This window comes from Bacillus sp. FCW2 (assembly GCF_021228595.1).
Lineage (GTDB): Bacteria > Bacillota > Bacilli > Bacillales > Bacillaceae > Bacillus > Bacillus velezensis.
On record NZ_CP089436.1, the window covers coordinates 3,148,110 to 3,169,010 of the forward strand.

15 protein-coding genes and 1 riboswitch are annotated in these 20,901 nt (G+C 45.5%); of the genes, 13 read left to right on the forward strand and 2 right to left on the reverse strand.

Annotated elements, in window-relative coordinates; all coding sequences use genetic code 11:
* Positions 1-121: 121 nt before the first annotated feature.
* Both cotA and gabP read right to left on the reverse strand, forming a co-directional pair.
* Positions 122-1,660: an outer spore coat copper-dependent laccase CotA gene (gene cotA, locus K3G25_RS15755; RefSeq protein ID WP_232489394.1), complete on the reverse strand. Its 1,539-nt coding sequence runs from the start codon at positions 1,658-1,660 to the stop codon at positions 122-124.
* Between the two features lie 108 nt (positions 1,661-1,768).
* On the reverse strand, positions 1,769-3,154 hold the full coding sequence (gene gabP / locus K3G25_RS15760; RefSeq protein WP_232489395.1) for a GABA permease: 1,386 nt from the start codon (positions 3,152-3,154) through the stop codon (positions 1,769-1,771).
* 386 nt (positions 3,155-3,540) lie between these two features.
* Between gabP and K3G25_RS15765 the strand changes: the two genes are divergently transcribed.
* The 13 genes from K3G25_RS15765 to K3G25_RS15825 all read left to right on the forward strand — a co-directional run bounded on the left by K3G25_RS15765 (position 3,541) and on the right by K3G25_RS15825 (position 20,835).
* Positions 3,541-4,413: a cation diffusion facilitator family transporter gene (locus K3G25_RS15765; RefSeq protein WP_022552696.1), complete on the forward strand. Its 873-nt coding sequence runs from the start codon at positions 3,541-3,543 to the stop codon at positions 4,411-4,413.
* Positions 4,414-4,551: 138 nt separating this feature from the next.
* On the forward strand, positions 4,552-5,514 hold the full coding sequence (locus K3G25_RS15770; protein ID WP_014417085.1) for an AAA family ATPase: 963 nt from the start codon (positions 4,552-4,554) through the stop codon (positions 5,512-5,514).
* Positions 5,514-6,698 (forward strand): DUF58 domain-containing protein, encoded by a 1,185-nt coding sequence (locus tag K3G25_RS15775; RefSeq protein WP_109566753.1) that lies wholly within the window; start codon positions 5,514-5,516, stop codon positions 6,696-6,698. The genes K3G25_RS15770 and K3G25_RS15775 overlap by 1 nt, the downstream gene beginning before the upstream one ends.
* Positions 6,699-6,716: 18 nt before the next feature.
* A complete protein-coding gene (locus K3G25_RS15780) occupies positions 6,717-8,924 on the forward strand; it encodes a DUF4129 domain-containing transglutaminase family protein (protein WP_109566754.1) in 2,208 nt (735 codons plus the stop codon).
* Positions 8,925-9,086: 162 nt separating this feature from the next.
* The gene (gene guaA / locus K3G25_RS15785; RefSeq protein ID WP_014417088.1) at positions 9,087-10,628 is read left to right on the forward strand and encodes a glutamine-hydrolyzing GMP synthase; all 1,542 of its coding nucleotides are present in this window, start codon (positions 9,087-9,089) and stop codon (positions 10,626-10,628) included.
* Between the two features lie 362 nt (positions 10,629-10,990).
* Complete coding sequence (locus K3G25_RS15790; protein WP_017419013.1) at positions 10,991-12,253, forward strand: ATP-grasp domain-containing protein; 1,263 nt, start codon at positions 10,991-10,993, stop codon at positions 12,251-12,253.
* Positions 12,216-13,427, forward strand: coding sequence for an ATP-grasp domain-containing protein (locus tag K3G25_RS15795; RefSeq protein WP_014417090.1), 1,212 nt, complete (start codon positions 12,216-12,218; stop codon positions 13,425-13,427). The genes K3G25_RS15790 and K3G25_RS15795 overlap by 38 nt, the downstream gene beginning before the upstream one ends.
* Before the next feature lie 8 nt (positions 13,428-13,435).
* Positions 13,436-14,326: an isocitrate lyase/phosphoenolpyruvate mutase family protein gene (locus K3G25_RS15800; protein WP_103527102.1), complete on the forward strand. Its 891-nt coding sequence runs from the start codon at positions 13,436-13,438 to the stop codon at positions 14,324-14,326.
* Positions 14,327-14,383: 57 nt separating this feature from the next.
* The gene (locus K3G25_RS15805; RefSeq protein WP_014417092.1) at positions 14,384-15,583 is read left to right on the forward strand and encodes a pyridoxal phosphate-dependent aminotransferase; all 1,200 of its coding nucleotides are present in this window, start codon (positions 14,384-14,386) and stop codon (positions 15,581-15,583) included.
* A 64-nt stretch (positions 15,584-15,647) separates the two neighbouring features.
* Positions 15,648-16,880 carry an MDR family MFS transporter gene (locus tag K3G25_RS15810; protein WP_029973753.1) on the forward strand — a complete coding sequence of 411 codons (1,233 nt, stop codon included), beginning with the start codon at positions 15,648-15,650 and terminating at the stop codon, positions 16,878-16,880.
* A 318-nt stretch (positions 16,881-17,198) separates the two neighbouring features.
* Positions 17,199-17,732 carry a sigma-70 family RNA polymerase sigma factor gene (locus tag K3G25_RS15815; protein WP_007408889.1) on the forward strand — a complete coding sequence of 178 codons (534 nt, stop codon included), beginning with the start codon at positions 17,199-17,201 and terminating at the stop codon, positions 17,730-17,732.
* Complete coding sequence (locus K3G25_RS15820) at positions 17,714-19,156, forward strand: DUF4179 domain-containing protein (RefSeq protein ID WP_029973751.1); 1,443 nt, start codon at positions 17,714-17,716, stop codon at positions 19,154-19,156. The genes K3G25_RS15815 and K3G25_RS15820 overlap by 19 nt, the downstream gene beginning before the upstream one ends.
* A 123-nt stretch (positions 19,157-19,279) precedes the next feature.
* Positions 19,280-19,381: riboswitch (purine riboswitch) on the forward strand.
* Between the two features lie 131 nt (positions 19,382-19,512).
* Positions 19,513-20,835, forward strand: a complete 1,323-nt coding sequence (locus K3G25_RS15825; RefSeq protein ID WP_007408891.1) for an NCS2 family permease — start codon at positions 19,513-19,515, stop codon at positions 20,833-20,835.
* Positions 20,836-20,901 lie beyond the last annotated feature (66 nt).

Genomic DNA, 20,901 nt, shown 5'->3' on the forward strand with positions numbered 1-20,901 from the left:
TCCAGATTTCCAATGAGGGTGCACCGTCTTCCTGTTATTACAGTATATGCAAATAAGTGTCTTCTTATTTTTTCTTTTTGGATAAATAAAAAAGCCCCTCTCAGAAAAGGGGGATGTTTGTTTACTGCTTATCCGTGACGTCCATCGGTCTCATCATGTCGTAATCTTCGTGCTCTAAAATATGACAGTGCCATACGTAGCGTCCGCTGTAAGGAGCGAAAGTCGCCGCGATTCTGATGACCTCTCCCGAGTGCGCCTGCACGGTATCTTTCCAGCCTTTCTCACTTGGAGGAGGCGGGACGGCGGGGCCTGTATACACAATGTCGCCGAATTTGTTATAACGCTCTAAGTCAAAAGGGCGCCGGTCAAGGATTTGGAAGGAGACAAGGTGCAGGTGTATCGGATGGGTGCCCCCCATCGGATTGATAATCGACCAGATTTCCGTTGTGCCGAGCTTCGGCGCTTCTGTCACAGGATCATGCCATCGCTTGTTATTCAGCGTCAAAACGGGCCGGCCGTATTTGTCTTGCGTATTTGTGAGTTTAAGCGTCCTGATATTGTGTATTCTCTTTGATGTCACATTAGGCATTGTTGAAAGATATTTAGGCTTACGGCTTGTGTCTTCTCCCTTCAGCGGTTTTGTGACGCGGAATTGCATCACATTGGCGTCTGTATCCGGATCGGCGTCGCCCCCGCAGCCGGTGCCGTTCGTTAAAATGATATGTTCTCCGTCAAAGGCGGAGAAATCGATGAGCACATCATACCGCTCTGCCGGGGCTAAGCTGATCGTTTGTGTTTTGACAGAGCGGGGAAGCAGTCCGCCGTCAGAACCGATTTGGATAAACTTCCCGCCGTTATTGAGCGAGAGAGAAAATGTTCTCGTATTGGAGGCATTAAGGATGCGGAAACGATATGTCCGCGGTTCAACTTCCATATACGGCCACGCTTTACCATTGACGAGAATGGTATTTCCGCAAAAAAACGGGACGATGGAAGGGTCGGGCAGCGTTTCGGAAGGGGTAGCAGGTCCGCTCGGATAAGACAAGGAACCGTCATCATTTAACGTGCGGTCCAAAATCATAAGCGGTACGTCGTACTCTCCGGAGGGAAGCTTCAGCTGCTTTTCTTTTCGCTCGCGGATGATATACATCCCGGCAAGCCCGGCGTACACATTGAGCCTCGTAATCGCCATGGCGTGATCGTGATACCATAACAGAGCCCCGCGCTGTTTGTTTGGATAATGGTATACCTCTTTCTCAAAATAAGGACCCGTTTCCTTAAAATCCTTTGTGAACCAGGCTTCCGGGTAGCCGTCGCTGTCCGGCGGCGTTGCTCCTCCGTGTAAATGGACGACGGTTTTGACATCGGGTTCCTGATGGCCGCTTTCTGAATGGTGAATGGTATGATCCACTGGCAGAAAATGCTTATCCGGAAGGTCATTCATCCATTTAATATAGACGTTCTCATCTTGGTTTACGTCGATCGTCGGGCCCGGAAACAAACCGTTATACCCCCACAGCCGGGTCGGCGGGAGATCGCGGTGCAGCTTGTGAAAGCATTCCTTCATGGTGACTTCATAATACGTGCTGCCGTCTGATTTCTTCTGCGGCTGGAGTGTTTCGATAATCGGCAGTTCATCTGCAAATTTTTCTAGCGCCATTTTTCATCCTGTCCTTATCATTTATTGAAATCCTGTACTACAGTTAATGCTGCCTTGAACAGGTTGGTTAAAAAAACACCCGCCCTTTTTTGAGGAGGGTGTTTGCGGTTATTGCGCAACCCGGCTTTCGGAAGCGCTCTCTTTTGGTTTTTGTTTTTTGCGGAATACATATGAGGCAAGCACCAGCAGAGTAATAAATCCTGTCAGCAGAAATTCAGACCGCATTGAGCTGATAAACAGCATAGATAACAAGATGGCGCAAATGGCGATGATCGTCAGGTAGGTTAAGTACGGATAGAACCACATTTTGATTTTAAGAGATTCAGGGTTTGTCCGTTCGATTTTCTTTCTCATTCTCAGATGTGAGACGGCGATGACGAGATAAACGAGCAGTGCGATCGCCCCTGATGAATTGACCAGAAATAAGAATACGGAGTCGGGAAAAAAGTAGTTCATAACAACGGCAATATAGGAGAAAAAGGTGCCGGCGATAATGGCTTGAACCGGTACGCCTCTTTTACTCAATTTCATAAAACGCCGCGGCGCTTCATTTCGCTCTGCCAGTGAATACAGCATCCGTGACGTCGTATAAAGCCCGGAGTTCAGGCAGGACAGAACGGCTGTCAGGACGATGAAATTCATGATTTGAGCGGCTGCGGGAACCCCGATATGGCTCAAAACGGCAACGAAGGGGCTTTCCAAAATATTGGCTGAATCCCACGGCAGCAGTGTGACCACAACCGCAATGGAGCCGACGTAAAAAATAATGATCCGCCAAACGACTGAGCGGGTCGCCTTTGTGACGGATTCGACCGGATTTGACGTTTCTCCCGCTGCGATTGCGACGATTTCAGATCCCATGAAAGAAAAAATGACAACGACGATGCCGAGCAGAACGGAACTTGGACCTTTAGGGAAAAATCCGCCGCTGCCCGCCAGATTTTCCAGCCCGACCGGTTTGCTGCCGGGAACGATTCCGAAAATGAACGCAAATCCCGCGATTAAGAAGACAACGATCGTCGCTACCTTCACTAAGGAAAGCCAGTATTCAAATTCGCCGAACGATTTAACTGAATAAATATTCGTCAGTGTTAACAGCACGGTCAGAAGCAGACTCGTCAGCCATAACGGAATGCCCGGGAACCAGTACTGTATGATTCCGGCGCCTGCAATGGCTTCAATGGCAATGACGATGACCCAGAAAAACCAATACAGCCATCCGATCGTAAAACCGGCCCAAGGACCGATGGCGTCATGCGCGTACTGTGAAAACGAACCGCTTGTCGGGTTGACGGAGGACATTTCCCCCAGCATTCTCATAATAAAAATCACTAATAATCCTGCTAAAGCGTAGGAGACAATCGCTCCGGGTCCGGTGGAATGAATGACGGATCCGCTTCCGACAAATAATCCGGCGCCGATCACGCCGGCAATTGAAATCATAGTCATATGCCGGGTTTTTAATCCCTTTGATAAAGAGTTAGGCTGATTCATTCTTTGCCTCCTTTTGGCTTGTTTATGCTGAATATTCCGACAAGTATTATTCTATCATAAATGCCACAGACAGTTGAAAGTGATGTAAGAAAATATGACATTTTTTCTCGTCCGTACAGCAGAAGGTGCCGGAAGGAAAAGAAATAATTTTCTGTTATTTTTGTGTTTTAATGGGTTTGAAAATAATTCCATGAACATAGGGTGGCGAGAATCCTTGGTACGATTGGGATGAGAGGGGTTTCGTGAATAAAAATAAGTTTCCTGAGCGCATAAATGTTCTATGCTTACTATTTTTCTGTGGAAAGTGAATCATGTTTCTATAGACCCACTGTGTCTTCGCTTTGTATGATAATGAAGGAAAAATTGAACGGGAAGGAGGATTTTCAGTGGAGAGATATCATGAATTGAAAAAAGGCGAAACCGGAGCGATTGTCAGTATTGGCGCATATGCGGCATTGTCGGCTGTGAAGCTTGTGATCGGTTATTTGTTTCACTCAGAAGCGCTTCAGGCCGACGGTTTAAATAATACGACTGATATCGTGGCATCTGCGGCTGTTTTCATCGGTTTGCGCATCTCTCAGAAACCTCCTGACGAAGATCATCCTTACGGCCATTTTCGGGCGGAGACCGTCGCGTCACTCATCGCTTCCATTATTATGATGCTTGTCGGAATGCAAGTGCTGTTCAGCGCCGCGCAATCTATTTTTTCCGTTAAAGAGGAAACACCGGATATGATAGCCGCCTGGACGGCCGCGGGGAGCGCCGTCGTGATGCTGATGGTCTACCGCTATACGAAAGGGCTTGCCAAAAAGGTAAACAGCCAGGCCCTTTCAGCTGCGGCCGCTGATAATAAATCAGATGCGCTCGTCAGTATCGGCACGTTTATCGGAATTTTTGCTTCACAGTTCCATTTGGCTTGGGTGGATACGGTTACCGCGTTTATCATCGGGGTGATCATCTGCAAAACCGCGTGGGATATTTTTAAGGAATCCTCTCATTCGCTGACTGACGGTTTTGATGTCAAACATATTTCTGATTATAAAAAGACGATTGAACAGATTGCGGGCGTCAGCCGTTTAAAAGATATTAAAGCGAGATATCTGGGCAGCTCCGTTCATATTGATGTCGTCATTGAAGTGCCGTCTGATCTGAACATTAAAGAGAGTCATGAGATCGCAAATGAGGTAGAACGCAAGATGAAAGAGGAACATGCCATTGACCATTCACACGTTCATATGGAGCCTCTCCAGCTGAAATAAAGCTTCCTTTCTAAAGGGAGCTTTTTCCTTTTTTAGACTGGAAACAATTCGCTGGAAACGTTTTTTTATACTGTTTATATTTTGTGGTAAAGTTAGGTTACGATAATTGAAATTTGAGAGATGACTAGGAGGAGAAGAATGGCTTATAAAGAAGAGCTGCATCCGCTGCTGGAGAAAGCCGTTGAGCATATTGAAAACATCATCATAGGAAAACGGGATATCGCCATACTCAGTCTGGCCGCCATTCTCGCAAAAGGGCATGTGCTGCTGGAAGACGTGCCGGGAGTCGGAAAAACGATGATGGTCCGCGCTTTGGCCAAGCTGATCGGAGCTGACTTTAAGAGGATTCAGTTCACGCCGGATCTTCTGCCGTCAGACGTGACGGGTGTCTCTATTTATAATACGAAAACGATGGAATTTGAATACCGCCCTGGACCGATCATGGGGAATATCGTGCTGGCTGATGAAATTAACAGAACCTCTCCGAAAACGCAGTCTTCCCTGCTTGAGGCAATGGAGGAAGGGAATGTCACGATTGACGGAAAGACAATGCGGCTGGCTGAGCCGTTTTTCGTCATGGCCACACAAAACCCGGTTGAATATGAAGGAACGTATCCGCTTCCCGAAGCCCAGCTTGACCGGTTTTTATTTAAGCTGCGCATGGGCTATCCGACTGCCGAGGAAGAGCTTCAAGTTCTGTCTTTGCAGGAAGGGCGCAATCCGCTTGAAACAATCGAGCCCGTCATTTCTAAAGAACAGTTTATCAGCCTTCAGCAAAAACTGGAGCAGGTGCGGGTGGATGATGGAATTAAAGCATATATCGTCGGCATTACTCAGCATACCCGCCGGCATCCGTCCGTACATCTGGGCGTAAGTCCGCGCGGTTCAATCTCATTAATGAAAGCCGCGCAGGCGTACGCGCTGCTTTATGACCGCGATTACGTCATTCCTGATGACGTCCAGTATTTGGCTCCGTATACGCTGCCGCACAGAATGATCCTGACCGCAGAGGCGAAATTTAACGATGTGACGCCGGAAGCGATTATAGAAGACATCATGCAAACGGAAAAAGTGCCCGTCCAAAGGATGTCGGTCCGCTAATGAGAAAGAAGATGCATTGGCTTCTATATGGCTGGAAGCTGCTTATGTTGGCCGTACTGACGGCGGCTGTCTTCTCTTATGCCATGTTTCAGGGCGGATTTGTGAGCTGGTTTTTATTTTATGCGTTTTTGCCGTTTACCGTTTACGCCGGGCTGGTCGCTGTGTACCCGCTGCGGGCGTTTCAGGTGACGCGTGACGTGTCCTCTGCCCAGTTAACCTCAGGCGACAGGCTGTCTGTCACCATCAGGCTGACGAGGCGCCTGCCGTTTCCGCTGACATATATGGTCATTGAAGATGTGATGCCGGAAACGCTTGGCGAGAGGCGCAGTGCGAAACAGCTCGTGTTTCCGTGGTTTCAAAGGAAGCTGACGTTACAATATGAGCTGCCGCAGGTGCCGCGCGGAGAGCATCATTTACATACGATAAGAGTGCGGACGGGAGATGTTCTCGGGCTTTTGGACAAGACGGCGTCGTTTTCCGTAACGGATACGGTTCTGGTTTTCCCGGCGTACGGGTCTGTTCACTATAAGCCGCAGGCCGCATCAGGAGAAGAGGGTGCGGGTGCCGGCGCTCCGTTTCAGGTACACCGCTCCGCAATGGCTGCGAGCGTCAGAAATTATCAGCCGGGCGACCGGTTTTCCGCACTTGACTGGAAAACATCGGCGCGGCGAAATGAACTGATGACGAAGGAATTTGACCCGCTGCAGAGTATGAATATGATTCTCCTTTTGGACTGCAGGCCGTCCCCTTCGTTTGAAGCCGCGGTGTCAGCTTCGGCATCCCTGCTTTACACGGCGCTTATGAAGGGCTCTCCCGCAGGGTTTATTTCATTGGGGAGCGACCGGACTGTATTTCCCGTCCGGGAGGGAGACCGGCATTTCAGAAAGATGCTGCGTTACCTGGCATCAGCTTCAGAATCGGAAGAAGCCGATGCAGGCGGGCGTTTAGAAAAAGAGCTGGCGGATCCGCGCGTCCGCAAAGCTTCCATTGCCGTCGTGACGGGCAGTCTTACAGAAGACCTTCTCAAACAGGCTGAGCCCGGCCGTGCTGACATGACGGTGTTTTTGGCGAAAGAAACGAATGCCGCGCTTTCGGAGAAAGAACGGAAACTCGCTCTCATCTTCGCGCAAAAAAATATTAAGGTGCAAATGATCAGGGACAAACGGGTGTCCCATGTTGTTTAGAAAGAGAGGTGGCGCGCCATGCCGCATGACGAGAACCAGGGAAGCAGGCTGAGTCTGCTGCTGTTTTATTTTCTCGCTTTTTTATTGTTATGGGAATGGCTCAGGCCGCTGCACAATTTTACGGATACAAAACATACCGGTTTTTTCATCGTTTTTATCGGTTTGGCATTTCTGCTGTCATTCTTCCGGATGAGGTGGTACGTCACCGTGCCGTCCTGCATTCTGTTTACGTTGATCAGTATTCACATCCTGTTTTATAAAGGTTCTATTTTTCAGCCGGAATGGCTCGTTTCTTTTTTGCGGGACGTGATGCAAAATGCCCGCCACATCGGGACCGGAAGATGGAATGATATGAATCCGTCATTCCGCACATTGCTGTTTTTTGTGCTTTTATGGCTGCTCGTGTATTTGCTGCATTACTGGGTGATCTATCAGCGGAAAATATTATTCTTTTTTATCATGACGGTGGCGTATATCACCGTGCTTGATACGTTTACTCCTTATGATGCCGCATACGCCGTCATCCGGATCGTCTTTATCGGCTTTCTGATGATGGGGCTTTTGTATATGGAGCGCATCCGGCTTACGGAACACATAGCGTTTAAAAAAAGATTGATACTCAAATGGTTTCTGCCGCTGATGCTGTTTATCTGCGCTTCCGTCGTGTTCGGTCTGGCGGCTCCGAAATCAGACCCGAACTGGCCGGACCCCGTGCCGTTTCTTAAAAAAATAACAAACCACAAAGAAGTGCCCGCCGCCGAAAGCAAAATCGGCTACGGCAATCATGATGAAACATTGGGCGGCCCTTTTCAGGAGGATGATACGCCGGTTTTTACATGGAAGGGAAAAGAACGGGCGTACTTCCGGGTGGAAACGAAGGATACATACACGGGGAAAGGCTGGGTGGAGACCGATCAGGGCATGTCCTATAAACTGAACGGCGGCAACGTGGAAGATATATGGTTTGACCGGAGTGTGCAGACGAGACGATATACGGCACAGGTGTCCATTGATGAGAATTATCTCTATAATCACGTCATGTATCCGATCGGCGTCTCCAATATTAAACCGAAGCACTCGATTCAGCTTGAAATGAACGGAAACACCGAGCAAATTACGCCGGTCAGTGAACAAGTGGGCAACATCCGCAATATGGGACGGTACACGGTGACTTTTCAGGCGCCCGTCTTTAAGCTGAATGATCTCAGAAAAGTGAAAGTAAAACGATACCGTGAGCAGAATCAATTCAATGACCGGTATTTACAGGTCCCCGACAGCCTTCCGAAAAGAGTGAGACAGCTTGCGGACAGACTGACGCGGGATCATCATAATATGTTCGATAAAGCGAAGGCGATCGAGGATTATCTCGGATCTTCCGCATTTTCGTATCATACACAGGATGTCGCGGTTCCGGAGCACAATCAGGATTATGTCGATCAATTTCTGTTTGAAACGAAAAGAGGATATTGTGATAACTTTTCATCGGCAATGGCCGTGCTGCTCCGATCTGCGGGTATTCCCGCCCGTTGGGTGAAGGGTTATACATCCGGCGAGTATAAAGGGGCAGGCGACCATAACGGCCACATTTATGAAGTCACGAACAACAACGCCCATTCGTGGGTAGAAGTGTATTTTCCGGATCAGGGCTGGGTGACGTTTGAGCCGACGAAAGGCTTCACCAATCCGACGGAGTTTACGTCAGAGCAAAATCATACCGCGGCAAAAGACAGCGGAGGCTCAGCGGGGAACTCGGATGAACCGTCTGACAAGCAGCGTCAGGAAACAAAGCCGGAAAAAGAGGAAAAGCCGAAAAAGCGGGATCACAGCGCGGCACCGCAGCCTGTGATCCGCAACAAAACCGCGGCACAGCTATGGCCGTATGCAGCCATCGTCATTGTGATTTCAGCCGCGGCGGCACTCGCCTGGCTGCTCCGGGCGCGCTGGATTCCGCACGTTACAGCAGCCAGATTGAAGCGGCGAACGGATGAAGGCGTCTTTTTCGACGCATATGCCGCACTGCTCCGACAGCTGAAACGAAAAGGGTTCAGCAGGGGAGACGGAGAAACGCTCCGTGATTTTGCCGCGAGGGTTGACGAGGCGCACCATACAAACGACATGTCCGAGCTGACGCTGCGCTATGAGCGTGCGTTATACCGCAGCGATAATGCCGCAAAGCTTTGGAATGAATCGGGACAGTTGTGGGAAAATATAATTAAAAGAAGATAGTCTTGACCGCATATCGTCCTGTTGTTAGAATAAATGAATGTTAAATGGGAGCCCGGGAGCGTTAAAAAGCCGGGCTTCCGGACAAGTCTTGCCGACAGAGGGCTGAACGTGTGTCCTCCGTTTTTTCTGTGTCAAAAACTTAGAGGAGATTAGGTGACAACCATGACGAAGTTAGTGAATGAAATGATTCTTGTTCTTGATTTCGGCAGTCAGTATAACCAGCTGATTACCCGCCGGATCCGTGAATTTGGCGTATATAGCGAGCTGCATCCCCATACGTTGACAGCTGAGGAAATCAAAGAAATGAATCCAAAAGGAATTATCCTTTCAGGCGGACCAAACAGTGTATATGATGAAGGATCTTTCCGCTGTGATGAAAAAATCTTTGAACTTGATATTCCTGTATTGGGCATCTGCTACGGCATGCAGCTGATGACTCATTACCTCGGAGGGAAAGTCGAGGCGGCAAGCCAGCGCGAATACGGAAAAGCGAACATTCAGATTCAAGGAACTCCTGACTTGTTCAAAGATCTTCCGGAAGAACAAGTTGTCTGGATGAGCCACGGCGACTTAGTCGTACAAGTGCCGGAAGGGTTTACGGTAGACGCGACAAGCCATCACTGCCCGAACTCGGCGATGAGCAAAAAAGACAAAAAATGGTACGGTGTTCAGTTCCATCCGGAAGTCCGTCATTCAGAATACGGAAATGACCTTCTGAAAAACTTTGTCTTCGGGCCTTGTGAATGTAAAGGCGAATGGTCAATGGAAAACTTTATCGAAATCGAAATGCAAAAAATCCGCGAAACCGTCGGAGACAAACAAGTGCTTTGCGCTTTGAGCGGCGGAGTCGATTCTTCTGTCGTAGCCGTTTTGATTCATAAAGCGATCGGCGACCAGCTGACTTGTATTTTCGTAGATCACGGCCTTCTCCGCAAAGGCGAAGCGGAAGGCGTCATGAAAACGTTCAGCGAAGGCTTTAATATGAATGTCATTAAAGTTGATGCGAAAGACAGATTCTTAAACAAGCTGAAAGGTGTTTCTGATCCTGAGCAAAAACGCAAAATCATCGGCAACGAATTCATTTACGTATTTGATGATGAAGCGGACAGGCTGAAAGGAATCGACTACCTTGCGCAAGGAACGCTTTACACAGACATTATTGAAAGCGGAACGGCAACTGCGCAAACGATCAAATCGCACCACAATGTCGGCGGACTTCCTGAAGATATGCAGTTTGAACTGATCGAACCGCTGAACACTCTTTTCAAAGATGAAGTGCGCGCGCTCGGCACAGAGCTCGGCATCCCGGATGATATCGTATGGCGTCAGCCGTTCCCGGGCCCTGGACTTGGCATCCGCGTACTCGGCGAAGTAACGGAAGAAAAACTTGAGATCGTTCGTGAATCAGACGCGATTCTGCGTGAAGAAGTGGCGAACCACGGCCTTGAGCGCGACATCTGGCAGTACTTCACGGTTCTTCCTGACATCCGCAGCGTCGGCGTCATGGGAGATGCGAGAACGTATGATTACACAATCGGTATCCGTGCCGTAACATCAATTGACGGCATGACATCTGACTGGGCGCGTATCCCTTGGGATGTGCTTGAAGTGATTTCGACACGGATCGTCAATGAAGTGAAACACATCAACCGCGTCGTGTATGACATTACGAGCAAGCCGCCTGCAACGATTGAGTGGGAATAATGAGAAAAGCCTCAAATCTTTTATTTATAAAGATTTGAGGCTTTTTTAATTTACATGGTTCTAGGAATAATGGGCCTTTTATCATTAACACCGGAGAAGATGTGCAGCAGTTTTTTATATATTCGAGTTTTTTAATCAGTTGTATTCCTAATATTCTCCCTATAATTTCATTTTTTCTAATAAAACTGAATTCATAAAATATTCATTTAATAACAAATAATGTATGTTATTATGAATATATACAAATAAAACATATGATGGTTTGAGTTTTCCAAGGGGTTTTTTATCTTCTGCATTCAGTTCTTTAGAAACGCAGAAGGTTTCTAATTTGCAGAAAAAAATGTTGAAAGAGGCTCGGAAGGATGGAAAAACATATTTTATTTTTTAATGCTACTTATATTAAAAAAATTTCTACTTTGGAGACTGCTAAAAATTTGGGCTTGACGGTTTCTGTTGTCGGCCCTGAACTGCCTGAATGGTCGCGGCCATTCGTTGACCATTACATTTCCGCAAATACTTATCAGATTGATGAGACTATAGCTGTTCTGAAGGAAACTGCCAAAGAAAATCCTTTTGATGGAGTCATTACATTCTGGGATAGAGATGTGGTTCCGGTGGCGGTAACTGCCCGGGAACTTAACTTAAAGGGCAGTCCGGTGGAAGCGGCAGAACGGGCTCGAAATAAATGGAAGATGCGTCAATTTTTGAACCGCGCACAAGTTCCTCATCCAAAATATTGCAAATTTACAAATTGGACCGAATTATATCATGCAAGCATTGATATGGAATACCCATTGATCGTTAAACCTGTGGGTGCTTCTGCCAGTAAAGGCGTATTCCGAATATCAAAGCCTGAAGATTTAAATCGCGCATATCAGCAGCTGTTAAACGCTGCGGTGCCGGAAAACGATAAAATGTTTTCTTTTTATCAAAACGAGTATATTGTTGAAGAGTTTATGAACGGACAAGAAGTCAGCATTGAGGGAGTGATTTCCGACGGAGTCATTCACTTTGCAGGTGTTACTGAAAAATGGACGGATCAGTATTTCGAAGAATACCAGCATGCATTTCCCGCCAGGCTGCCGGAGGCTGTGGAACGTGAATTATTCCACATCACCAGTGAAGGGATAAAAGCTTTGGAGCTGAACAATTGTGGTTTTCATGCCGAGGTCATGATCACAGAGAAAGGGTGCAAGATTATCGAGATCAACGGTCGTCTGGGCGGCGATTTTATTACTACCCATTTGGTTCCTCTAGCCAAAGGTATAAATATAACGCGCGCAAACCTATTGGCTGTATTAGGAGAAACAATAAGCTTTGAAGCTTCGAAAAGAAGAGCTGCCTGCGTCAGGTTTTTAATTGCAGACCGTGCTGGTGTGATAGAAAAGTGGGAAGGTGTCGAATCGATCAAAGAAATGCCCGGGGTCGTTGAATTTGTTTTAGAAAAGCAGCCGGGCGATCATGTTGGCCTGCCGCCTGAAAAGTTTCATGATTCCCGGATTGCTTATGTCATCACAGAAGCTGAAGATACAGAAAAAGCGATCGAATATGCTGAAAATGCTTTATCTGAAGTGAGGTGTTTCATCAATGGAGAGGAAAAGACTGTTCCTGATCGGGATTCCTGAAACGCATATTGAGAAGGCCGTTACGAGGGCAAAACAACTTGGTTTTGACGTCTTATTAGGAGATACAGAAGCTTCATTAAAAAAATATGAGCATTTAATAAAGGAAGCTGACCAAAAAATCGCATTAGATTATACCAATCATGAGAATCTATTCTCAGTCGCTAAAGAAATCCATGACAAAGAGCCTTTAGATGCCATATTTACTTTCAAAGAAGCCGGCTTATTCAATGTATCCAAACTTCAGCAGGCATTTCATTTAAAAGGAAATCCTCCGTCTGTGGTGCAAGCATGCCTTGATAAATATACAACGCGCCGGCTTTTAAAAAAGGCAGGACTAAACTCTCCCGATTTTGGATTGTGCAGGAGCGTGGAAGACGTATACGATTTTTGGAATACATCTCAACATCCTATCATTTTAAAGCCGAGATCTCAGCAAGGCAGTATAGGCGTCATAAAAGTTGAGAAAAAAGAGGACATTGAGGCGTGCTTTAAAGAGTGTTCAAAACATGACGAGGAGAAGTCAGTATTAGCCGAAGAATTTATAGAAGGGCAGGAAATTTCAATAGAAGCCGTTGTCTGCCAAGGCAAGGTCGACATATTTGGTGTGACCGAAAAGTTGCTATACCCCGGGACTTTTGTAGAATCCGGGCATATATCGCCGTATAAACATAAAGAAAAACATCAGGATTTGTATAAGAATCTGGTCAAGGAAGTTGTTCATGCCATGGGGATCGTATTTGGCCCCTTGCATATTGAAGGGTATCACACAAATAAAGGATTTGTGGTTGGCGAGGTACACACCCGCTATGGCGGAGACAACATAGTGACCATTACAGAAATCGCCATGAAATGTGATATGCATACACCTATTTTTGCGGAACTGGCGGGCATCCCATATCAACCGGAAAGGAAACATGCTCAAAGCGAAGTATGCGCCGTTCGTTTTTTAGAAACGAACCAAGGGGTTGTACGCGCAATCAAAGGGATCAGCGATCTCAAAATGATGGGGAATGTAGTAGATTTTCATGTAAATTGCAGTGTCGGTGATAGAATCAGACCGATCAAAAACAGCTACGATAGAGCAGGATGGATGATTGTAAAGGGGAAAAATGAGCGAGAAGTCAATCACGCATTACATGATGCGATTGACAAAATAAAAATAATCATTAGGTGAAGGGGAGAATGATGGTGAAAAACAGAAAATCATCAATTTTTAGAGATGCTTTAGACAGTAAAGGTTTGGTGAAAGTTGCGGGAGCTCATGACGGTTTAAGCGCCAAATTAGCAGAGAAAAACGGATTTAATGCCGTATGGGCAAGCGGTTTGGGAATCTCGGCTGTGCAAACTGTACCTGATGCCAGTATATTAACGATGACTGAATTTCTTGAAGCCGCCGTCATTATGAATGAATCATGCAATTTGCCGGTCATCGCTGACTGTGATTCCGGCTACGGGAACATTCACAATGTCACCCGCATGATCAAAAAATACGAAGCTGCTGGTATTGCCGGAGTTTGTATTGAAGATAAAGTATATCCAAAATTAAACTCATTTGACGACAGACAACAGATTCTTGTCAGTACTGAAGAATTTTGCGCGAAAATTAGAGCCGCAAAGATGGCTCAGCAAAATGACGATTTTGTATTGATTGCCCGTGTCGAAGCTTTAATTGCTAAATTGGGTCAAGAAGAAGCCTATACAAGAGCAAAAGCTTATGTTCATGCTGGAGCAGATGCAATTTTAATTCATTCAAAAGAACAATCGCCTGATGAAATTATTGAGTTTGTTAACAATTGGGACGTGGATGCGCCGTTGGTTGTGGTTCCGACTAAATATCCGACGCTCTCAATGGAACAGCTTGAGAAATTGGGAGTGAAGGTTTCCATCTATGCGAATCAGGCGTTGCGCGCTTCTGTTAAGGCTATAAATGATACATTCGAAAGCATTATAAATAATAAATCGTCTTTGCAGATTGAAAATGACATCGTGAGCGTTAATGAGATATTTGACATTCAAGACGTTCCGGGGATGAAGCAACTGGAGCGTTTGATCCATAGACAGCCGGCTAACTGAGGTTTTTGTATCGTGCTATTTTAAGAATGGCCCATAAAGACATTGGAGGCGTTTGAATTGAATAAAAGATTATCCGATAGAGTCATGAATATAAAACCTTCGGCCACTATGTCATTAAATGCCAAAACGAAGATAATGGTAAAAGAAGGAAAAGACATTATAAATATGAGTGTCGGAGAACCGGATCTTCATCCGCCATTAACAGCCTCATATGCAGGAATTCAGGCAATAGTGAAGGGGAAAACCGGGTATACGCCGGCAGCAGGGCTGATTGAATTAAGAGAATCCATTGTGCGATATCTGCTTAACGAACGAGGTTTAGAATATAAACCAAACCAAATAATTGCATCTGCCGGGGGAAAACAGCCGCTATATAATGTTTTTCAAGCAATTTGTGATCAAGACGACGAAGTTATCCTCCCTTCACCTTACTGGGTATCTTATCCGGAACAAATCAAACTGTCGGGGGCGGTTCCTGTTATTGTAAGCTGTGATGAAACTACAAATTTTAAAATCACACCCGAGAAGCTTGCAGAAGTAATTACCCCTAAGACAAAAGCTGTTGTTATCACATCTCCCAATAATCCGACAGGGTCCGTTTATTCAGAAAATGAACTGAAAGCTTTAGGAAATGTGTTGAAAGATTATTCTGAAATTTTTATCATTTCCGACGAAATTTATGATCAGTTTGTGTATGAGGGCAAGCATATCAGTCTGCCGCTCATTTTTCCCGAATTGCTGAATCGGACCATCATAACGAATGGATTTTCCAAAGTCTTTGCAATGACTGGATGGAGGCTCGGCTATATCGCAGCCCCATCGGATATAGCCGAAGCCATTGCCAGCTTTCAAAGCCATGCTACAGGCAGCCCGTCAACTATTTCTCAATATGCCGGTATTTCTGCTTTAAACGGTTTTGACAAGTCGATGGTCGAAGAATACAAAAAAAGACGCGATATATTAGTCGATGGTTTAAATCAAATTGAGGGCATTCAATGCGCCAAACCAAATGGAGCCTTTTATGCGTTTCCGAATGTTTCACAATTTTTCGGAACAATGTTTGAAGATCAACAAATAATTGATGCGGAGACATTTTGTCATCTTCTGTTGGAAAAACAGCACGTGTCAGCTGTTCCCGGCACAGCATTCGGAGAGCCGAACAACATTCGTTTGAATTTTGCCATCCCAAAGGATCTTATCACAGAGGCTTTGAAAAGAATTAATAATTTTACAACTCAGCTGGCAGTTAAGGTATAACAGAGCGCTGAAAGCTTAAACGAGCCTCTTTATATCTGCATCTAATGTTTAGGCAGGTGGTTTTTTGAAAGGCATACGATTAAGAATTCACCCTGTGGGCTGGAATATCATTTTAGGCACCTTGTTTAGCAGAATGTCAGTCTCGATGAGCATTCCCTTCCTTTCTATTTACCTAACACAAGTAAAAGGTGTTTCTCCTGCTTTAACCGGCATCATTGTTTCAGTAAGTTCGCTGGCTGGGATTGTAATGAGCTTTTACGGAGGGTATTTGTCTGATCTTTTTGGCAGGAAAATTGTGATGATAACGTCTGTATTTTGTTGGGCGCTTGTTTTTGTAAGTTTTATGTTTGCAGATAGTGTACTCGCATTTTTTGTCATCAATGCGCTTAACGGGCTGTGTCAATCTATCTTTGAACCGGCGTCAAGAGCATTATTATCCGATATAAGCAAAGAAGAAAATCGTTTGAAGATGTTTAATTTGCGGTATACTGCGATTAATATCGGCGTAGTTTTCGGTCCTCTTTTAGGCCTTAGATTGGGAGCTGCCAAGACGGCTCTCCCATTTCTGTTCGCAGGTTTTACATATTTTCTTTATGGTCTATCTCTCTTATTTTCATTCCGAAAATTTAAATTAGACGAGAACAATCGAAAAGAAAATAAAACGACTATTGCTACGGCCTTTAATGTGACAAGGAAAGACAAGGTTTTTCTTATCACATTACTTGGAGTGATATTATCAATATCCGGATATGCGCACTTTTCTACAACATTGCCCCAATATTTTGCCGCCAAAATAGAGGACGGGGTGACCATATTTTCATGGCTTTTAGCTTTGAATGCAATTGTCGTCTTAATCGTTCAATACCCTATTGTGAATATCATGAAAAAGTTCCCGCCGATTCATTCAATCATTCTGGGAAATGCTTTAATTAGTTTCAGTTTATTATTTTTTTCGCTATCGTCCAACCCATTCATATGGGGCTCTATCGTCGTGTTTTTCACAATAGGGGAAGTTTTGATTTTTTCGATGGTTGATATGCTGGTGGATGAAATTGCAAAACCAGGCTTCAAAGGGACATACTTTGGAGCAGCAGGCTTTAACCGTTTAGGAAATGTAATCGGTCCTTGGCTGGGAGGGATTCTTCTTTCCTTTTTTGGTGTAAACGGGTCCTTCTATATGTTTTTGATCATTTTTATAACGACAGCCTCGGGAATTCCGGTTTTATTTTTGGCAAAAAAACATCTTGATAAGAGCGGACATTCAAAAGTTGATGTAACAGAATCTCATAGGAGTTAAATGTTTTAACACAATGAAGAATTAATGGCAAAGTCTTTGAACCTCAAAGGTTTAAAGGCTTTTTTCTTTTCAGCAGCGCCCCATCAGAATGGGAAACAAGAGTGTTTATATTTTTGGGGAGAGGAATACAGAATGAACGGCGAACAAAGAAGGTATTAATCTAAGGGACTGACCCCATAAGATGAGACAAATAAAAAACACCTTCAAGTTTGAAAACGGATCGTTGTTATCCGAAATTAGACTTTGAGGCGTTTTTTTTTCATCTTTTTGAAACCGTTTTGCCTTGATTCATATCTAACAGCATAGGAGGTGGATAAGGTGAAGGAAGAACGATTGATCAAAAAGGCGAAAAAAGGTGATGCCGCAGCCTTTGAAAAACTGATCACAGCTCATCAGGAGACTTTATATAAAACAGCTTATCTCTATTTGCATCACAAGGAAGATACACTGGACGCTGTTCAGGAAACGGCTTACAAGGCTTTTCTTCATATCGCGCAACTGAAGGAGCCGAAATATTTTAAAACGTGGCTGATCCGGATTTTGCTTCATACAATTTTTGCGATGAGGAAAAAGCACGGAGACGTCATCCCGTTTGAGCCGCAGCATGATACGCGCGCGGAGAATAAGAACATTGAAGAATACATAGATCTTCGGAATGCCCTGGAAACGCTTGACGAACATATACAGCTGACCATTCAGCTTTATTATTTTCAAGATTTCTCGATTGCTATGATCGCTGAACAGACCGGTATGGCGGAAGGCACTGTAAAAACGCATCTGCACAGGGCGAGAAAAGCATTGAAGCAGGAGCTGGAAAAGGAGGATAAACATATATGGAAAAGCATCAAATGAAGCAATTGTATCAGGACATTGACGTGCCGAAAGCTGAATTGAAAAATGTGATACACAGCGCCGCTGTCCGTGCCGGAAAAGAAGGCGCCGTCAGACGGAGATGGGGAAGAAAACTGATAAACGGACTCGCGGTTGCTGCTGCTTTGTTTATTCTGTATCTGTCCTCAGGCTTATTCATGCCCTCCGTTAATACGGCTATGGGAAACATTCCTGTTGCCGGACAAATTTACAGTCTGTTTCAGGATAAGGCAGGTTCTGCGCTGTTTAAAAGCAATTTGGTGACAAAACTGAATGAGAAAGCGGAATCACGCGGAATCACGGTGACAGTGAAAAGTGTGTATTACGACAGCGGACAGCTCGTTTACAATTTTACCGTTGACAATTTGAAATCAGATGAGGAGAGCATCTCTTTTCAAGTTGATTATAAAGATCCATGGAATATGTTAGCAGAGGATTATGACAACAGTGATATGAAAAAAATGAAAGACGGGCAGTACGCGGGACAGCTTCGCCTGTTCACGGACGGCTCAAAGCTGAAAGACGGTGATAAGCTTCCGCTTGTCATTACACAAATCAAGGATATCCCCGGAAACTGGCGCTTTACACTACCTATTAAAAAACAAAAGTCCGTTTCTCTGGAAGGAACGAAAGCCGTGAATGTAAATCACGGATTATACCGCTTTTTCGATATCAGGGCGGAAAACGGAACGACGGGATCGGCTCTCCTGTATTCTATCGACTTCTATGATGCAGCCAAAAATGATGCCATCTCGATTTACGAGGCAACGGATGATGCTGGAAACCATTATGAAATGACGGCGTCGAATATTGAACTTGGCGGCAGAAAGAATCTTCCCGGCGGCGGGAAAAGAATACGCGGCCAAACTCAATTCAGCAAACCGATAGACCCGAAAGCGAAAACACTTTTCATAACGGGCGATATAAAAACAGAATCAGAGCCGGGAGAAATCGTGCCTCTGAAAACAAAACTGCCCGTCAGTTATAAAACGAAACATCATCATGTCGGCATCACCATCAAAAAGATCAAACAGCAAGGCAGACGGGTGATCGTCGATTATCAATTCACAGGAATTAATTACAGCAAAGCGGATGAAGATCAGCTGATCAATGTCGGTGAGTCAATCGGTCTCGGCAATACGAAAAAAATGAAAACCTGGCCATCGCTTAATGAGTATGAAAAAGGCTATTATCTGAAAGGGAATAAGGCGAAAGTCACGAACCTTAAAACGGGTGAAATGGAATCCGTTTTTGAATTAGATGATTCAACCGATAAAGACTATTCGTTGCGCGATTTCTCATTCGATTCATACGCTTTGTACGTCAATCAAACGGTTATGAACTTGCTGGCGGATGATAAGGGGATCACATTCGCGGTGCCGGTTCGGCCTGCGGACGGAAAATGATGTCGGGAAGGCGGCTTTTGCCGTCTTCCATTTTTGGTCAATTAACGAATAAACCAAATTTTTTTAACGGGATTGTTCGTTTTTTTTATTGAGTTTTCAAAATTGAATTGATACAATAGACTCAGAAATCAAATATGCAGATATCGTATAATGGCGGGGATATGGCCCGCAAGTTTCTACCAAGCTACCGTAAATGGCTTGACTACGGATCAATCTCAATCGTTTGATATAAATAATCCATTCTTATTTATTCAGACTGAACGTATGTAGTCAAGCGTCCCAAATGTATTTGGGGCGTTTTTTATTTGGCGGATAACGGGCAGAATAAATGGGAGAGAATGAAGGAGGCAATTGGCTTGAAGCAATTTTTTCAGTTTGATGAGCTGGGGACAAGCTATCGTAATGAAATCATCGGCGGTTTAACGACCTTTTTGTCAATGGCGTACATTCTGTTCGTCAATCCGCTGACATTGTCTTTAAACGGTGTGAAGGGATTTCCGGAAGCATTAAAAATTGATCAGGGCGCGGTATTCACCGCTACAGCCTTGGCATCTGCGGCCGGCTGTATTTTAATGGGGCTCATTGCAAAGTATCCGATCGCGATTGCGCCGGGTATGGGATTAAATGCGTTTTTTGCTTTCTCTGTCGTCCTCGGCATGGGGATTTCATGGCAGGCTGCGCTTTCCGGCGTCTTGATTTCCGGAATTATCTTCGTGGCGCTTTCGCTGACGGGACTGCGGGAAAAAATCATTAATGCGATTCCGCCTGAGCTGAAATTGGCGGTCGGCGCGGGTATCGGTTTGTTTATCACATTTGTCGGTTTGCAGGGTTCGGGCATTATTGAAGCGAACTCATCGACTCTGGTGTCTATCGGCAATATTCACAGCGGCCCTGTGCTGCTGACGGTTTTCGGTGTTATTGTGACTGTCATTCTGATGGTGCTTCGCGTAAACGGCGGCGTATTTATCGGAATGCTTCTGACGGCGGTTGCCGGCATGGTCTGCGGACTGATTCCGGTTCCGACGCACATTGTCGGCAGCGTGCCGAGTCTTGCGCCGACTTTCGGACAGGCGTGGATGCATCTTCCGGATATCTTCTCCGTCCAAATGCTGATTGTCATTTTAACTTTCTTGTTCGTCGGGTTTTTCGATACGGCCGGAACGCTGGTGGCTGTAGCGACACAGGCCGGGCTGATGAAGGAAAACAAACTTCCGCGTGCGGGAAGAGCGCTTCTGGCAGATTCAACATCAATCGTTATCGGAGCCGTACTCGGTACGTCTACAACGACTTCTTATGTTGAATCCAGCTCAGGCGTTGCGGCGGGGGCGCGCTCCGGCTTCGCGGCTGTTGTGACGGGCATTCTCTTTTTGCTGGCGATGTTTTTCTCGCCGCTTCTGTCAGTTGTCACCACGAATGTGACGGCTCCGGCTTTAATTATTGTCGGCGCGCTGATGGTGGCGCCGCTCGGTAAGATCGCCTGGGATAAATTCGAGGTGGCTGTGCCGGCATTCTTAACGATGATTATGATGCCGCTGACGTACAGCATTGCGACGGGGATTGCGATCGGTTTTATATTCTACCCGATTACAATGATCTGCAAAGGAAAAGGAAAAAGCGTTCACCCGATTATGTACGGGCTGTTCGTCATCTTTATCCTGTATTTCATCTTCTTGAAATAACGGAAAAACCGGCTGAGTTAAGCCGGTTTTTTGTTTTTGTCCTATTCCGTAAAACCAATACATACT

Excerpts from the sequence above, each read along its gene's own strand:
- cotA (WP_232489394.1), bottom strand. The coding sequence starts at position 1,660 with ATGGCGCTAGAAAAATTTGCAGATGAACTGCCGATTATCGAAACACTC.
- gabP (WP_232489395.1), bottom strand. The coding sequence starts at position 3,154 with ATGAATCAGCCTAACTCTTTATCAAAGGGATTAAAAACCCGGCATATG.
- K3G25_RS15770 (WP_014417085.1), top strand. The coding sequence starts at position 4,552 with ATGGCTTATAAAGAAGAGCTGCATCCGCTGCTGGAGAAAGCCGTTGAG.
- K3G25_RS15775 (WP_109566753.1), top strand. The coding sequence starts at position 5,514 with ATGAGAAAGAAGATGCATTGGCTTCTATATGGCTGGAAGCTGCTTATG.
- K3G25_RS15780 (WP_109566754.1), top strand. The coding sequence starts at position 6,717 with ATGCCGCATGACGAGAACCAGGGAAGCAGGCTGAGTCTGCTGCTGTTT.
- guaA (WP_014417088.1), top strand. The coding sequence starts at position 9,087 with ATGACGAAGTTAGTGAATGAAATGATTCTTGTTCTTGATTTCGGCAGT.
- K3G25_RS15790 (WP_017419013.1), top strand. The coding sequence starts at position 10,991 with ATGGAAAAACATATTTTATTTTTTAATGCTACTTATATTAAAAAAATT.
- K3G25_RS15795 (WP_014417090.1), top strand. The coding sequence starts at position 12,216 with ATGGAGAGGAAAAGACTGTTCCTGATCGGGATTCCTGAAACGCATATT.
- K3G25_RS15800 (WP_103527102.1), top strand. The coding sequence starts at position 13,436 with ATGATGGTGAAAAACAGAAAATCATCAATTTTTAGAGATGCTTTAGAC.
- K3G25_RS15820 (WP_029973751.1), top strand. The coding sequence starts at position 17,714 with ATGGAAAAGCATCAAATGAAGCAATTGTATCAGGACATTGACGTGCCG.